We start from the raw sequence: 14,561 nt of genomic DNA on the forward strand, positions 1-14,561 counted from the left end.
ACTAGAAGAAAGCATCTTCTATATGTTTTATTTCTTTAACTGTATCCTTTTCTAATAAGATGCTTATGATATCGAATCTGACTTCCTCATATTTTGGGTTTTCTAATAAAAAGGCTTCAGCCGCAGCCTTTAAGAAAGTTTGCTTTTTAGGTGTTACGGCTTCTTCAGGGTAACCATAATTATAATTTGCCCGGGTTTTTACCTCAACAAAAACCAGTAACGTATTAATCGTAGTTATTATGTCAATTTCTTTTTGCCCGTTTCGCCAATTGGTATATAGTATTTGATAACCCTTTTTTTGTAAAAAGTTTTGAGCAATTAGTTCACCTTTTATTCCAGTTTCTTTATGTTTGGTCATTGAAATGTTTTTCTATGAAACAACTAGTGCAAAACTTCCCGATTCAGCTACAAGAGGCAATAGCAATTGGCCAAAATTATCGCTTCCTTACGGCTAAAAAAACATTCTCGAATGTTGTTTTAACAGGCTTGGGAGGTAGTGGTATTGGAGGTTCAATAATACAAAACTTTGTATTTGATAAGCTAAATGTACCATTTGTAGTTAATAAGGCATATGCATTACCGTCGTTTGTTGGTAGTGAAACATTGGTGATAGTTTCTTCTTATTCAGGAAATACAGAAGAAACCCTTGCTGCAATGAAACAGGCTATAAAGGCTAAAGCAACAATTGTTTGCGTAACATCGGGTGGTAAAGTAGCTGAAATGGCTAAGAAGAAGGACCTTGATTGTATACTATTGCCTGCGGGTATGCCTCCTCGTTCTTGTTTAGGGTATTCAATGACACAGTTATTGTATATTCTTAGTCATTTTAAGATGATAAAAGGAAACTTTGAAAAAGAGTTAAAGTCATCCATTAAAATGATGCAAACGGACCTAAAGGGTATACAGACAAAAGCTCGTGCATTGGCAAAGAAATTACATGGTAAATTACCTATAATATACACTTCTGCAGATTTTGAAGGAGTAGCAGTACGTTTCCGCCAACAGCTCAACGAAAATAGCAAGGTTTTGTGCTGGCATCATGTTATTCCAGAGATGAATCATAATGAACTTGTAGGATGGAGGGATGAAGCTGATGATAAAGTTGTTGTGATATTAAGAAATGAGAATGATTATGAGCGTGTGCAATTGAGAATAGAAATAAATAAAAAGATCATAAAACAATACACCAAGAATATAATAGAGGTTTATTCTAAAGGTAATAGCTATTGGGAGCGTGTGTTTTATTTGATACACCTTACTGATTGGGTTTCAGTATACTTGGCAGAATTACGCAATCAAGACCCAATAGAGGTGAATGTAATTGACTATTTGAAGGGTGCTTTAGCAAAGTCTTAGTTTTTCTTTGATTATCCTTTGTTCTGTGAACTAAATTTTACTACCTTTGCCGCCCTGGCAAGTCTTATACGGCCAGCTCCTACTGAATCCCCCAGGACAGGAATGTAGCAAGGGTAGGTGGTCGTAGCGGCGCGATGTAAGTAACTTGCCAGGACTTTTTTTAGGAGTTTTCCACAATATCTTTCTGTCCCCTTATTCAATTGGATTTTTAAATTATTTTTGACCAAAATATTTATCCCAAATGAAATTTTTTATAGATACAGCTAACTTGGATACGATCAAAGAAGCTAATGACCTAGGAGTGTTAGACGGTGTAACCACTAATCCTAGTTTGATGGCAAAAGAAGGCATTCGTGGTGAAGAGGCCATTATTGCTCACTACAAAAAGATTTGTGAGATCGTTGATGGGCCAGTAAGTGCTGAAGTGTTAAGTACAGATTTTGATGGAATAGTAGAAGAAGGTAAGAAGCTTGCTGCTCTTCATGAAAATATAGTAGTAAAAGTGCCGATGATAAAAGAAGGTATCAAAGCTATTAAATGGTTTACTGATAATGGCATAAAAACTAACTGTACTCTTGTTTTTTCTGCAGGTCAAGCTATATTAGCGGCAAAAGCGGGCGCTACTTTTGTTTCTCCATTTATCGGTCGTATTGATGATAGTAACTGGGATGGTATTGATTTAATAGAGCAAATAGTAGATATATACAACGCTCAAGGTTATATGACAGAAGTACTTGCAGCTTCTATTCGTAATCCTTTACATATAGTTCGTTGTGCAGAGGTTGGTGCTGATGTTTGTACTTGTCCTTTAGAGCCTATGCTAGGTCTTTTAAAGCATCCTCTTACAGATATCGGTCTTAAGAAGTTTTTAGAAGATGCTCAATCTATGAAATAAATAGATTGTCATATTTATATGTAAAAGGGTCTGTAGCTAGCTACAGACCCTTTTTATTGAAATGTTTTTTTTAGATTATAGTATTTCTTGTTTTACATTTTCAAGGATGTCTAAAGTTTCTTCTTTAGAGTTCCCTTCAGCATAAACACGTAATACAGGTTCTGTACCAGAAGCACGCAACATGATCCAGCCTCCATTGTCTAGATGATATTTCATCCCATCAATATCTTCTGTTCGGTTAAAGGTATATTTACCAAACTTAGTGTACTCGCCGTTTATTGCTTTATTGATTATGGAAACCTTTACAGCATTGTCTATATGTAGGTCGTTTCTTTCGTATACAAAGCGACCGACAATATCATAAACTTCGTTGCAAAGCTCTTTAAGAGTTTTTCCTGTTTCTGCCATGAACTGGTAAAGCATTAAACCATCATAAATACCATCTCTTTCAGGTATATGTCCTTTAACCGCGATACCTCCACTTTCTTCACCGCCAACAAGTACATCTTCATCTATCATTATTTTACTTATGTACTTGAAGCCAATTTTAGTCACTTCGTATGGCAAGTTGTATAACTCACACATCTTTTTGACTCTATCAGTAACAGAAAAAGCAACAACAACTTTACCACTTAGCCCCTTATATTTATGCAGGTAATGTATTAGTAATAAAATGATATGGTGTGCATCAACAAAATTCCCATCTTCATCAAAAAGGCCAATACGGTCAGCGTCACCATCAGTAGCTAGCCCCATTTTTAGTTCAGGAGTTGTAGCTATGGTTTTAGATAATTCTTGTAAGTTTTTGTCTAAAGGTTCCGGTGCTTGTCCGTTAAAACCTGGATTGCTTTCGCAGTGTAAAAGTGTGGCTTCAGGTAAAAGTTGCTTTACAGCATTTTGACCTGCACCATACATAGCATCATATCCAAGTTTGAAAGGTGATTTTTTTAAAGCTTCAAAGTCAAACTTCTCTTTAAGGTATGTTACATATAGCGCCTCAAGATCTGCGTATTCTAATAAACCACTTTCTTCCCAATGTTGTAATGGTAATTGTGGAATATTGACAGTATCTGGAATCAACTCCTCAACTTCAGCAACATCTTCAGGGTTGGAAGGTCCACCATGAGCTCCCTTTAGCTTAAATCCATTATAGGTAGGAGGGTTGTGGGATGCTGTTATAACAACACCTTGGTCTGCATTTAGTTTATATACACCAAATGATAACATAGGAGTACTAACAAACCCTTGTGCCATTATTACTTTAACCCCATTATTACATAATACATTTACTACTGTTTCGCAGAACAAAGGACCGCCAAATCTAGTGTCATGGCCAAGAACGACAATAGGTGTTTCCTTTTTTTGTAAAAGCCAATCAGCCAAAGCTTTAGATACGCGGCCTACGTTATAGGTCGTATAATCTTTTGCGATTATAGCACGCCAGCCATCAGTTCCAAACTTTATTTTATCTACAGTCATTAGTATGCTTATTTAGTTATGTATATTATAGTATAATTGGGGGGCAAAAATAAGAAACGTTTCTTAGCATTTGTATTCTAAAAGTTAATTATATGAGTAGTGCAGGGTATTCTGGAACACCTTTAGCTAAAAAGTTGGGTATCAAGGAGGGGCATAATATTAAGTTGATTGGCATACCTGATAACTATTATGATCTATTTGATAATTTTCCCGTAGATATTAAGTGTGAGGAAAATGAGTTAAAGGATTTTATACATGTTTTTTCGAAATCTTGGGTTGAATTGGAATGCTTATTACCTCAATTGAGGAAGGACATCGTTCAGAACGGTATGATATGGGTGTCATGGCCGAAAAAGGCTTCAAAGGTAGATACTGATATCAGCGAAGACTTGATAAGGGAATTTGCGTTGAGTATTGGGCTTGTAGATGTGAAAGTATGCGCTATTGATAATATATGGTCGGGCTTGAAGCTTGTGATACCTGTGAAGCTAAGACGTTGATAAAACCTTAACAAGTAGAGCGGGCTATTTTTCCGAAACCTTTATTTCTTACATTTTTTTTCTATTACCTTTGGATACAACCTTTTATAATTAAATGAAGAAGAATATTGCACTAATTGCTGGTGGTTATTCCGGTGAATTTGTGATTTCGCTAGAAACAGCTGAAACTATTACAAAGCACTTGGATGCTGAGAAATACAATGTATATAAGATAATTGTAGATAAAAATGACTGGTGGTATGAAACTACCATAGGTGATAAGGTGTCTGTAGATAAAAATGATTTTACGATTAAGCTTAATAATGAGAAGATTGTATTCGATGCAGCTTTCTTAGCTATACATGGCACACCTGGAGAAGATGGGCGCATGCAGGGCTATCTAGATATGATAGGGCTGCCATATACTTCTTGTAATGCTATTGTTTCTGCAGTAACATTTAATAAAAGCTATTGTAATAAGGTAGTAGATGCTTTCAATATTGTAAATATTGCAAACTCGGTACATCTAATCAAAAATGAACCATATTCTGTAGGCAATATTCTAGAGAAACTAAAACTACCTATGTTTGTTAAGCCTAATGAGAGTGGTTCCAGTTTAGGTGTTAGTAAGGTTAAAAATGTGGAAGAGTTGTTGCCAGCCATAGAAAATGCTTTTAAGGAAGATAATCAAGTGCTAATTGAAGAGTATATAGAAGGACGAGAAGTAACGATCGGTGTATATAGAATTGGTAATCATTTACACACATTACCACCAACAGAGATAGTGAGTAAGAATGAGTTTTTTGATTATGAAGCAAAGTATACACCTGGGGTAACAAATGAAATAACGCCAGCTCCCATAGACGATGATGTTTTAGAACAGTTGAAAAACAAGTCTGAATATATATATAGACATTTGAATTGTAGAAGTATTGTACGTATAGATTATATACTGCAAAAAGGTACCAATAAGCTTTATTTCTTAGAAGTGAATACAATGCCTGGACAAAGTGAAGCAAGTATAGTTCCTCAGCAGGTACATGCTTCTGGCAAAACACTTAGGGAGTTTTATGGGGAACTTATTGAGGACTGTTTAATGGAGAAAACTGAGTTGGTATAGTTATGGCTTTATTGCAGAAGAAATATAGGAAGACAATATTGTTCAACCTGTTGGCTATTATTCTATTAATGGCAACAATTTATATTGTCTTTTTTGCAAGCCTAAGCCGCATAACCAATCATGGTGAAGAGGTAAAGATACCTAACGTAATAGGTCGCGATCTTAATACGGCAGTATTAGAAATAGAAAAACAGGGTTTTCTCGTTGATGTGGATTCTGTGTTTGAGTTAAAGAAAAAATCGAACATTGTATTATCTCAAAAACCGGATACTGGTTCAATAGTGAAGCGCGGGAGAACTATATTTATTACGGTTAATAAAGCCCAAGCACCACTTGCTCCAATGCCCAATTTATTAAATCTCTCTTTCAGGAGCGCCGAAATGGTTTTGAGAAGCAACAAACTACGTTTGGGTGACACTACATACATCCCGGATATAGCAAAAGGAGCAATCTTAGAGCAAAGATATGAAGGGAAGCCTGTATCTGTAGGTAGAATGATTCCACTTGGAAGTAAGATAGATCTGGTTATTGGTGATGGGTTGGGTAATACGGAGTTTGATGTGCCCAATACTATAGGTATGTCATATATGGAAGCTGTTGCCGTACTTAGCGCAAATGGTTTAGCTTTTCATGTAGTATGGGAAGGTGCTATTACAGATTCAGCCATGGCTCAAGTTTATGATCAATACCCTAAGGCACTAAATCAGTTTAAAGAACATAATAGAATTAAAGAAGGCGATATCATTGATATAAGGGTAAAACAAGGAACCTTCGATGATGGGTTATAGACAATAAATTTTAGGAATATGTGTTGTAAAAGGTAAAAAGTAAAATATGTTAAAGCTTCCTGTCGCATTTATTGTCACATTACTTGTTATGCACACTGGTAAATTGTGTGCACAAGAGTATCTATTGCCATTAAAAGATAATCCTGTAGTTGATGTTGTAGATAAGACTGATAAAAAGGCAAGAAAAACCACTGCCATTTCGTTGCCGTTTTTTGAAGATTTTACAACCTATAGTGTTAAACCTGATGAAGCTAAGTGGGTAGACAATAAAGTGTATATTAATAATACAATGTGTGTTAATCCCATTAGTCGTGGAGTTGCAACTTTTGATGCACTTAATCAGTTCGGTTTGCCATATGAAGCTGTTAATAGCAATTCTAAATATGCTGATAGCTTAACTTCTCAAAGAATAGACTTATCTACCCATGTACCTTCTGATAGTATTTATTTGAGCTTTTTTTATCAGCCCCAGGGGAATGGCTTTTACCCTGAACCCGAGGATTCTCTAATGCTGTTTATGCGTACTACTAATGCATGGACTTTGGTATGGTCTACGCCTGGTAATACTCTGCAACCATTTAAGCAGGTGATATTGCCCGTAACAGACTCCAATTATTTTCATGACGGTTTTCAGATCAGGTTTGTGAATAAAGCTACAATGGTATTGAATGATGATGTATGGAATGTAGACTACATAAAACTAGATGCCAATAGAGGAATTAATGATACTGCAATAAATGATGTAGCATATACTATTCAGCCTACTTCATTTTTAAGTGACTATACCTCTATGCCTTTTCATCAGTATAAAGCAGATGCTAACACAGAAAGGGCGGTAAACATGGAAGCTTACATACGTAATAACGGAACTACAGGTAATAATGTTAATCACAACCTTGTAGCAAAAGAAGTGATTTCTAATAGTAACCTATCTAGTAATACAGGTAACAATCTTGCCCTTAGCGCTAATAACACTTCTACGGTTTCTTTTACAAACTATACAACTTTGCCGGCAGCACCTCAAAAGAATCATCCTTCTATCTTTGAGAATAAATATTATATAGAATCAGTTTCTGCTAATGATAGAAAGGAAAATGATACTATAGTACATAATCAGATTTTTCATAATTATTTAGCATATGATGACGGTACTGCTGAGAAAAGCTATTTCTTAAATCAGTTTCCGACATTACCTGGTAAAACTGCAATCGAATATCATTTAAACGAACCTGATACGCTAAATGGCATATCTATATATTTTGGTAGGCAGCTGCCTTTAGCTACTAATAAGTATTTTTCAGTGGCAGTTTATAGTGATATCGCATTTAATGGAGGTACAGAGAAGCTTATTTTTCAAGAAGATTTTTTGAATCCTGTTTATTCTGTAGTGAACCATATGTGGACATATAAGTTTAATAAGCCTGTACCATTACCTGCGGGAACTTTTTACATAGGTACTATACAACCTGCATTAAGTAGTAGTGATAGCCTATATTTTGGTGTGGATGTGAATAGGGTTGGTGCTAATCATTTATACTATAATGTTCTTAATACTTGGCAGTCGTCTAACATCACTGGAGCATTGATGATAAGGCCGGTATTTGGCACTGTTTTCCCTTCGGCTGTAGCTAATACTGGCGAAACAAAAGGTGGTAACTGGTCTTTGACTCCAAATCCCGCTACTGATATTGTTACGGTAAAAGTTAATAGCGATAGGGAAAAGCATTATGAGATCGTAGATGTTCAAGGTAGGGTAATGATGAGAGGAGTGCTGAGGTCTGATGGTAAAATTCAAATTGGAGGCTTGCATTCGGGTATGTACTTTGTACATATTACAATTGAAGGTCTTGAACCAGAACAGCCTCAAAAGTTGATAAAGATTTAATTAAATAATATAATGAAAGAGATAACAGTAGAAGCGTTAAAGCAAAGAGTTGATAATGGTGAAAATTTACACGTATTAGATGTAAGAGAGCTTGAAGAATACAATGAATATAATATTGGAGCTCAGCTAATACCGTTAGGTAATATAATGAACATGATGATAGATGAGATTGAAGACTTAAAGGAAGAAGAGGTGATCATTCATTGTCGTTCAGGTAAAAGAAGTATGCAAGCTTGTATGGTTTTAGAACAAGCTGGTTTTACAAATTTGGTGAATGTTACAGGAGGTGCTCTTGCGTGGCAAGAAAAGTATGGTAATACTAAGTTGGGATAATAAATGCACGAGATAGAGCCATATTATAATTGGAGACATTTATATACATCGGAAGATGATGAATTGTCTCCATTTTACGGAGTGGAGCATAGTGAATTTGAATTTTCTAATACTGTTTACAATTATTATATACACCCACAATGGGATGAGTTCGGATCGCGCACTTTATATATAAAGGTTTTGTATGTCGATTACGAGTTGAATTTTGCCATAATAGAACTTATTGGTGAGTGGAATGATGCTGTAGAGAATGATGTAATGCAGCTAAAGCGAACTGTAATAGACGTAATGATTGCGCAAGGCATCTATAAATACATGTTGGTTACAGAAAATGTAATGAACTATCATGGGGGAGAAGCAGATTATTATGAGGAATGGTATGATGATATAAAAGACGAAGGTGGATGGATAGTTCCTGTTAATATGCCTGAGCATACAAGATATGATTTTGAACAATCGAGCATTTCTAAATATTTGAGATTTTTCGAATGTGACAACTGGCGAACCTTTCAGCCACAACATTTCTTTCAACTTGTAGATAATGGTATTCTACGTTTAGAATATTGATTTTTTCTATACTTGTTCTGCCTTACAACCCTGTCATAGTTGATAAGTGTATAAAAATCGATTGTGATTTAATTATTACAGCGCTATCTTTGTGGAATTACAATTCTATTACACAAATTCAGTAGAAGTTTATGTCCTGGAGCAATTATTTCAGCACCTCGGTAGGTAAAAAGATTCAAATGGCACTTACTGGGCTTTTTCTCGTAGTATTCCTAGTAGTCCATTGTTATATTAACTCCCTCATTTGGGTTAGTAAAGAGGCTTTTGAAGAAGCAGCTCATTTCATGGGTACAAATATGATTATTCATATTGCTGAGGTTGGCTTATTTGGCTTCTTGATTCTACACATTGTACAAGGCTTGCAGTTGTGGATGAAGAATAGAAAAAAACGTAGCTCTCGTTATGCAGTTAGTGCAGGTAATGCTACTAGTAAGTGGTATAGCCGCTCTATGGGTATATTGGGTAGCTTGTTGCTTATATTCTTAGTATTACATACTTCTGCATTCTGGGCGCCTAACAGGATTTCTCAAATATCAGGTAATGGAGAGTTAGATCTTTTTGAAAAGATGCATATGGCCTTCCAAAATCCTGTTGTAGTTATTATTTACATATTGGGTTGTATTGCATTAGCTTGGCACCTTGTTCATGGATTTTTTAGTGCTTTTCAAACATTAGGCTTAGCTACTAATAAATACAAACAAATAATTAAAACGGTAGGGGTAGGTTTTTCTATCATTATACCGTTCATATTTATAATGATGCCGTTATCATTTTACTTTGGTTGGGTATCCTAAAATATATTAATTAATTATTCTTTTTCTGAATATGGCACTTAATTCAAAAATACCTCAAGGCCCATTAGATGCTAAATGGACTACATATAAATCAACTTGTAAGTTAGTTAACCCTGCAAATAAGCGTAACCTAGAGGTTATTGTTGTGGGAACTGGTCTTGCTGGTGCATCTGCAGCAGCCTCGCTTGGTGAAATGGGGTATAAAGTAAAAGCATTTTGTTTCCAAGATAGTCCTCGTCGTGCACACTCTATTGCGGCACAAGGAGGTATAAATGCAGCAAAGAACTATCAAAATGATGGTGATAGTACTTATCGTCTATTTTATGATACTGTAAAAGGTGGTGATTATAGAGCGAGAGAAGGTAACGTGCATAGATTGGCAGAGGTTAGTGCTAATATTATAGATCAGTGTGTAGCACAAGGTGTTCCTTTTGCTCGTGAGTATGGTGGTTTGCTTAGCAACCGTTCATTTGGTGGTGTACAGGTACAACGTACCTTCTATGCAGCTGGTCAAACTGGACAACAGTTATTGATAGGAGCTTATCAAGGGTTAGAGCGTCAGGTGGCTTTAGGTAATGTGGTTCAATATTCTCGCCATGAGATGTTGGAAGTAGTAAAGGTTGACGGTAAGGCGCGTGGTATTATAGCTCGTAACTTAGTTACTGGTGAGTTAGAACGTCACTTCGGTCATGCGGTGCTATTATGTACTGGTGGTTATGGTAATGTTTTCTATCTATCTACCAATGCAATGGGTAGCAACGTAACTGCTGCTTGGAAGGCACACAAAAAAGGTGCTTATTTCGGAAACCCTTGTTATACACAAATTCACCCAACTTGTATTCCTGTAAGTGGTGACCACCAGTCTAAGTTGACTCTTATGTCAGAGTCTCTAAGAAATGATGGTCGTATATGGGTGCCTAAGAAAAAAGACGATAATCGTAAAGCAAACGATATTCCTGAAGAAGAAAGAGATTACTACTTAGAAAGAAGATATCCTGCATTTGGTAACCTTGTACCACGTGATGTTGCTAGCCGTGCTGCTAAAGAGCGTTGTGATGCTGGTTATGGGGTAGGTACTACTAAGCAAGCCGTATATCTAGATTACTCTTCAGCTATTGAAAGATATGGTAAGAGTGAAGCCAACAAGCTAGGGCTACATAACGCTAGTGCAGATAAAATACAAGAATTAGGTAAAGGTGTAGTAGAAGCCAAGTATGGTAATCTTTTCGAAATGTATGAAAAGATAACAGGTGAAAACCCATACGAGGTACCTATGCGTATTTACCCTGCGGTTCACTACACAATGGGTGGGCTATGGGTAGACTATGAGTTGATGACGACAGTTGAAGGGCTATATGCATTGGGTGAGGCTAACTTTAGCGACCACGGTGCTAACCGCCTTGGTGCATCTGCATTAATGCAAGGTCTTGCTGATGGTTATTTTGTTATTCCTTATACATTAGGTAACTACCTAGCCAACGAAATACGTACCAAAGCTATTTCTACTGACCATGAGGCTTTTGTAGAAGCTGAAAAGTCAGTTAAGGAGCGCATTGATAAATTGTTGAGCATTAAGGGTAAAGAAAGTGTAGAGAGTTTCCACAAACGTTTAGGTAAAATCATGTGGAATAAATGTGGTATGGCCCGTAATGAGAAAGACCTGAAAGAGGCTATAGAAGAAATAAAAGCACTGCGTAAAGAATTCTGGAGCAATGTATTTGTTCCTGGTTCTAACGATGAGTTTAATCCGGAATTGGATAAAGCAGGCCGTGTTGCTGATTTCCTAGAGCTAGGTGAACTAATGTGCCAAGATGCTTTGAACAGAAATGAAAGTTGTGGAGGTCATTTCCGTGAAGAATATCAAACAGAAGAAGGTGAGGCACTACGTCGCGATGAGGAATATATGTATGTAGCCGCATGGGAGTATAAAGGAGAGAGCAATTTTGAGTTACATAAAGAGTCTTTAGACTATGAAGTTGTGAAGCCGACTCAACGTAGTTATAAGTAATTAAGTTATTAACAGGATAAAAAGTTCTAGATAATATGGAACATTACAATATGAATTTGACGTTGAAAGTATGGCGTCAAAGAAACAACAAAGAGAAAGGTAGTTTCGAAACACATCAGGTTAAGGATATTTCTTCTGAGATGTCTTTCTTAGAGATGTTTGATGTATTGAATGAACAATTAGTTTCTGAAGGTAAAGAACCTATCGCTTTCGACCACGATTGTCGTGAGGGTATATGTGGTATGTGTAGTATGCATATCAATGGCCGTGCACATGGTCCTTGGTCTAAAAATACTACTTGTCAGCTGCACATGAGAGAGTATAAGGATGGTGATACCATTGTTGTTGAGCCTTTCCGTGCTGATGGCTTTCCTGTAATTAAGGACTTGGTAGTTGACCGTACAGGGCTTGACCGTATTATACAAGCAGGAGGTTATATCTCAGTTAATACAGGTAATGCTGTTGATGCCAATGCATTGCCTATAGAAAAACATATGGCGGATGAAGCATTTGCTTCTGCGGCATGTATTGGTTGTGGTGCTTGTGTGGCAGCATGTCCTAATGCTTCGGCAATGCTTTTCACTTCAGCAAAAGTATCTCATTTGGCTATGTTGCCGCAAGGAGATCCGGAGCGTAAAAACCGTGTTGTGGATATGGTACAACAAATGGATAAAGAAGGCTTTGGTGGCTGTACTAATATTGGCGCATGTGAGGCTGAATGCCCTAAGGGTATTTCAATAGAGAACATAGCAAGATTAAATAGAGAATATATATCTGCTATGCTCGACGGTGGTGCTGAAAATTCACTTAGATAATAATTATAAAATAATACAATTGAAGGCTGCCTATTCAGGCAGCCTTTTGTTATTTTGCTATTATGTTGATGAGATTACGTTTAGTTATTTATTGTTTACTGCTTTCAATGCCTTTGATGGCACAGCAAGACTCCATTGTAGAGCGACAAAGTAGTGGTTTACGTGTTAGCCTTCTTACATGTGGCCCTGGTTTTGGAGAGGTTTGGGAAGTGTTTGGTCATGCTGCAATACGTGTCATTGACAGCACTCATGGTATTGATTACGTGTATAACTATGGTACATTTAATTTCGGACCTGATTTTATACCTCAATTTGTAAGAGGAAAGTTGCTTTACTACGTTAACATTAATACCTATCAAGGTTTTATACAGGAGTATGTATATGCAAACAGGAGTGTGGAAGAGCAAGTGCTTAATATTGGTGATAATGATAAAGAGGAGATCTACGCTTATTTAAACTGGAATGCAAGAGAGGAGAATAAGTACTATAAGTATGATTTCTTTTTTGATAATTGCGCCACAAGGTTAAGAGATGTCTTTGAAGAGTCCTTAGGGAATAGTTTTGAATGGGGGAATGCGTTGCCAGATGGTCAGCAAATGAGCTATAGAGATATAATGAACCAATATTTTTATAGTAAGCATTGGGAACGTTTTGGTGTTAACCTGCTATTGGGTAGTCCTACAGATAGTATTATGACTAATAGGGGGATTATGTATCTGCCAGATTATTTGAGAAATGCTCTTGCTGGAGCAAGAGTACATGGTGAAAAAATAACTTCTAAGACAGAGTTGGTTTTGAAGGGTGGTGGAATGGAGCCTGTGGGAGTGAACTGGCCATTTATATTAGTAATAGGGTTACTATCCTTAACAATGCTAGGCCTGTCTATAGGTTCAATGTCTACCTTAGGAAATATTATGAGCTTTTTATTATTGTTTGTTTCAGGTGCATTGGGTTGCATCATGTTGTTGATGTGGTTGGCAACAGATCATCAGGCTTGTCAGTATAACTATAATATACTTTGGGCACTACCAACTAACTTGTTGTTAGCATTTCAAACTAAAAGAGGTAAAAACAAGTATGCGTATCTAGCGATTGGGTTGTTAATAATGTCACTATTATTACATGTGGTAGGTATACAGAAGATGGCATTATTGGAATTTTCTCCGCTTCTTTTAAGCTTGGTGTTTATATACGGTTCTATCATTAGGAAAAATAGAAAATAATATTGTCTAGAAGTCTAATCAAGATATCTTCCAAGTATTGTAATAACCTAGCATATTATAAGCAAGGTAAGGGGCAAGCTGTGCTTTTTATACATGGTTTTCCTGAAGATGCAAGTATATGGTTTGGTGTTATGGATAAGTTAGAAGATAAATACACCTTATTAGCTATTGACTTACCTGGTGTAGGAAATAGCATTGCAGCTTTAGGTGAGCTTAGTATGGAATCTATGGCAACGTGTATTTATGATGTTTTAGCCAATGAAGATGTGGAAACAGCGGTTATTGTAGGCCATTCTATGGGAGGATATGTAGCATTAGCTTTTGCTGAGTTTTTTGAGGATAGATTGCAAGGGATGTCAATGGTTCATTCTACGGCGTCGCAAGACACAGGAGAAAAGCTAAGTAATAGGAAAAAGGCTATTGCGATCATTGAAAAAGGAGGTAAAGAGATATTTGTGAAGCAAATGGTGGTAAACTTATTCTCTAAGGTCTTTGTTGTAAATAATGAGGCGTTGATAAATGCGCAAATTGATAAGGCATTAAACATAAAAGCAGAGAGTTTGATAGCTTTTTACAATGCCATGATAAAACGCTCAGATAGGTCGGATATATTGCTGAATAAAGCTTTCCCGATACAATGGGTTATGGGTGTGGACGATATGGTAACACCGTCAAAAAACACGATGCAACATTGTATCTCTGCAAACGTTAACTTTGTAAGCCTATACCAAGACTGCGCGCACATGTGCATGGTGGAAAAGGAAGACGAACTATATAAAGACCTATCTGCTTTTTTAGAGTATTGTTACCAATAATTAT

15 protein-coding genes and 1 other RNA gene are annotated in these 14,561 nt (G+C 36.5%); 14 read left to right on the plus strand and 2 right to left on the minus strand.

Going from position 1 to position 14,561, the window contains the following annotated elements:
* Nucleotide 1 precedes the first annotated feature (1 nt).
* Nucleotides 2-358: a YraN family protein gene (locus R2800_02990; protein ID MEZ5015990.1), complete on the minus strand. Its 357-nt coding sequence runs from the start codon at nt 356-358 to the stop codon at nt 2-4.
* Nucleotides 359-372: 14 nt separating this feature from the next.
* On the opposite strand from R2800_02990, the gene R2800_02995 reads away from it, so the two are divergent.
* From R2800_02995 to fsa, 3 genes are all read left to right on the plus strand, one after another.
* Nucleotides 373-1,356 (plus strand): bifunctional phosphoglucose/phosphomannose isomerase, encoded by a 984-nt coding sequence (locus R2800_02995; protein ID MEZ5015991.1) that lies wholly within the window; start codon nt 373-375, stop codon nt 1,354-1,356.
* Nucleotides 1,357-1,411: 55 nt separating this feature from the next.
* Nucleotides 1,412-1,510: signal recognition particle sRNA small type (gene ffs / locus R2800_03000), an RNA gene on the plus strand.
* An 87-nt stretch (nt 1,511-1,597) separates the two neighbouring features.
* Nucleotides 1,598-2,251 (plus strand): fructose-6-phosphate aldolase, encoded by a 654-nt coding sequence (gene fsa, locus R2800_03005; protein MEZ5015992.1) that lies wholly within the window; start codon nt 1,598-1,600, stop codon nt 2,249-2,251.
* Nucleotides 2,252-2,326: 75 nt separating this feature from the next.
* Here fsa and R2800_03010 read toward each other — a convergent pair whose 3' ends face one another.
* A complete protein-coding gene (locus R2800_03010; protein ID MEZ5015993.1) occupies nt 2,327-3,730 on the minus strand; it encodes a hypothetical protein in 1,404 nt (467 codons plus the stop codon).
* A gap of 92 nt (nt 3,731-3,822) precedes the next feature.
* Between R2800_03010 and R2800_03015 the strand changes: the two genes are divergently transcribed.
* From R2800_03015 to R2800_03065, 11 genes are all read left to right on the plus strand, one after another.
* On the plus strand, nt 3,823-4,230 hold the full coding sequence (locus R2800_03015) for a hypothetical protein (GenBank protein MEZ5015994.1): 408 nt from the start codon (nt 3,823-3,825) through the stop codon (nt 4,228-4,230).
* Between the two features lie 94 nt (nt 4,231-4,324).
* The gene (locus R2800_03020; GenBank protein ID MEZ5015995.1) at nt 4,325-5,329 is read left to right on the plus strand and encodes a D-alanine--D-alanine ligase; all 1,005 of its coding nucleotides are present in this window, start codon (nt 4,325-4,327) and stop codon (nt 5,327-5,329) included.
* 68 nt (nt 5,330-5,397) lie between these two features.
* On the plus strand, nt 5,398-6,117 hold the full coding sequence (locus R2800_03025; protein ID MEZ5015996.1) for a PASTA domain-containing protein: 720 nt from the start codon (nt 5,398-5,400) through the stop codon (nt 6,115-6,117).
* A 46-nt stretch (nt 6,118-6,163) separates the two neighbouring features.
* Nucleotides 6,164-8,002, plus strand: coding sequence for a T9SS type A sorting domain-containing protein (locus tag R2800_03030; protein ID MEZ5015997.1), 1,839 nt, complete (start codon nt 6,164-6,166; stop codon nt 8,000-8,002).
* A gap of 12 nt (nt 8,003-8,014) precedes the next feature.
* Entirely contained in the window at nt 8,015-8,335 is a 321-nt protein-coding gene (locus R2800_03035) for a rhodanese-like domain-containing protein (GenBank protein MEZ5015998.1), read from the plus strand.
* A gap of 3 nt (nt 8,336-8,338) precedes the next feature.
* Nucleotides 8,339-8,902 (plus strand): hypothetical protein, encoded by a 564-nt coding sequence (locus R2800_03040; GenBank protein ID MEZ5015999.1) that lies wholly within the window; start codon nt 8,339-8,341, stop codon nt 8,900-8,902.
* A gap of 131 nt (nt 8,903-9,033) precedes the next feature.
* Nucleotides 9,034-9,696, plus strand: a complete 663-nt coding sequence (locus R2800_03045; GenBank protein MEZ5016000.1) for a succinate dehydrogenase cytochrome b subunit — start codon at nt 9,034-9,036, stop codon at nt 9,694-9,696.
* Nucleotides 9,697-9,727: 31 nt separating this feature from the next.
* Nucleotides 9,728-11,704, plus strand: coding sequence for a fumarate reductase/succinate dehydrogenase flavoprotein subunit (locus R2800_03050; GenBank protein ID MEZ5016001.1), 1,977 nt, complete (start codon nt 9,728-9,730; stop codon nt 11,702-11,704).
* A 35-nt stretch (nt 11,705-11,739) separates the two neighbouring features.
* Nucleotides 11,740-12,519 carry a succinate dehydrogenase/fumarate reductase iron-sulfur subunit gene (locus tag R2800_03055; protein MEZ5016002.1) on the plus strand — a complete coding sequence of 260 codons (780 nt, stop codon included), beginning with the start codon at nt 11,740-11,742 and terminating at the stop codon, nt 12,517-12,519.
* A 68-nt stretch (nt 12,520-12,587) separates the two neighbouring features.
* A complete protein-coding gene (locus tag R2800_03060; protein MEZ5016003.1) occupies nt 12,588-13,742 on the plus strand; it encodes a DUF4105 domain-containing protein in 1,155 nt (384 codons plus the stop codon).
* 2 nt (nt 13,743-13,744) lie between these two features.
* Nucleotides 13,745-14,557: an alpha/beta hydrolase gene (locus R2800_03065; GenBank protein ID MEZ5016004.1), complete on the plus strand. Its 813-nt coding sequence runs from the start codon at nt 13,745-13,747 to the stop codon at nt 14,555-14,557.
* Nucleotides 14,558-14,561 lie beyond the last annotated feature (4 nt).

It is taken from the genome of Flavipsychrobacter sp., assembly GCA_041392855.1.
In the GTDB taxonomy this organism is placed as follows: Bacteria; Bacteroidota; Bacteroidia; order Chitinophagales; family Chitinophagaceae; genus UBA5543.

Excerpts from the sequence above, each read along its gene's own strand:
- R2800_03060 (MEZ5016003.1), top strand. The coding sequence starts at position 12,588 with ATGAGATTACGTTTAGTTATTTATTGTTTACTGCTTTCAATGCCTTTG.
- R2800_02990 (MEZ5015990.1), bottom strand. The coding sequence starts at position 358 with ATGACCAAACATAAAGAAACTGGAATAAAAGGTGAACTAATTGCTCAA.
- R2800_03030 (MEZ5015997.1), top strand. The coding sequence starts at position 6,164 with ATGTTAAAGCTTCCTGTCGCATTTATTGTCACATTACTTGTTATGCAC.
- R2800_03015 (MEZ5015994.1), top strand. The coding sequence starts at position 3,823 with ATGAGTAGTGCAGGGTATTCTGGAACACCTTTAGCTAAAAAGTTGGGT.
- fsa (MEZ5015992.1), top strand. The coding sequence starts at position 1,598 with ATGAAATTTTTTATAGATACAGCTAACTTGGATACGATCAAAGAAGCT.
- R2800_03025 (MEZ5015996.1), top strand. The coding sequence starts at position 5,398 with ATGGCAACAATTTATATTGTCTTTTTTGCAAGCCTAAGCCGCATAACC.
- R2800_03010 (MEZ5015993.1), bottom strand. The coding sequence starts at position 3,730 with ATGACTGTAGATAAAATAAAGTTTGGAACTGATGGCTGGCGTGCTATA.
- R2800_02995 (MEZ5015991.1), top strand. The coding sequence starts at position 373 with ATGAAACAACTAGTGCAAAACTTCCCGATTCAGCTACAAGAGGCAATA.
- R2800_03055 (MEZ5016002.1), top strand. The coding sequence starts at position 11,740 with ATGGAACATTACAATATGAATTTGACGTTGAAAGTATGGCGTCAAAGA.
- R2800_03035 (MEZ5015998.1), top strand. The coding sequence starts at position 8,015 with ATGAAAGAGATAACAGTAGAAGCGTTAAAGCAAAGAGTTGATAATGGT.
- R2800_03020 (MEZ5015995.1), top strand. The coding sequence starts at position 4,325 with ATGAAGAAGAATATTGCACTAATTGCTGGTGGTTATTCCGGTGAATTT.
- R2800_03045 (MEZ5016000.1), top strand. The coding sequence starts at position 9,034 with ATGTCCTGGAGCAATTATTTCAGCACCTCGGTAGGTAAAAAGATTCAA.
- R2800_03050 (MEZ5016001.1), top strand. The coding sequence starts at position 9,728 with ATGGCACTTAATTCAAAAATACCTCAAGGCCCATTAGATGCTAAATGG.
- R2800_03040 (MEZ5015999.1), top strand. The coding sequence starts at position 8,339 with ATGCACGAGATAGAGCCATATTATAATTGGAGACATTTATATACATCG.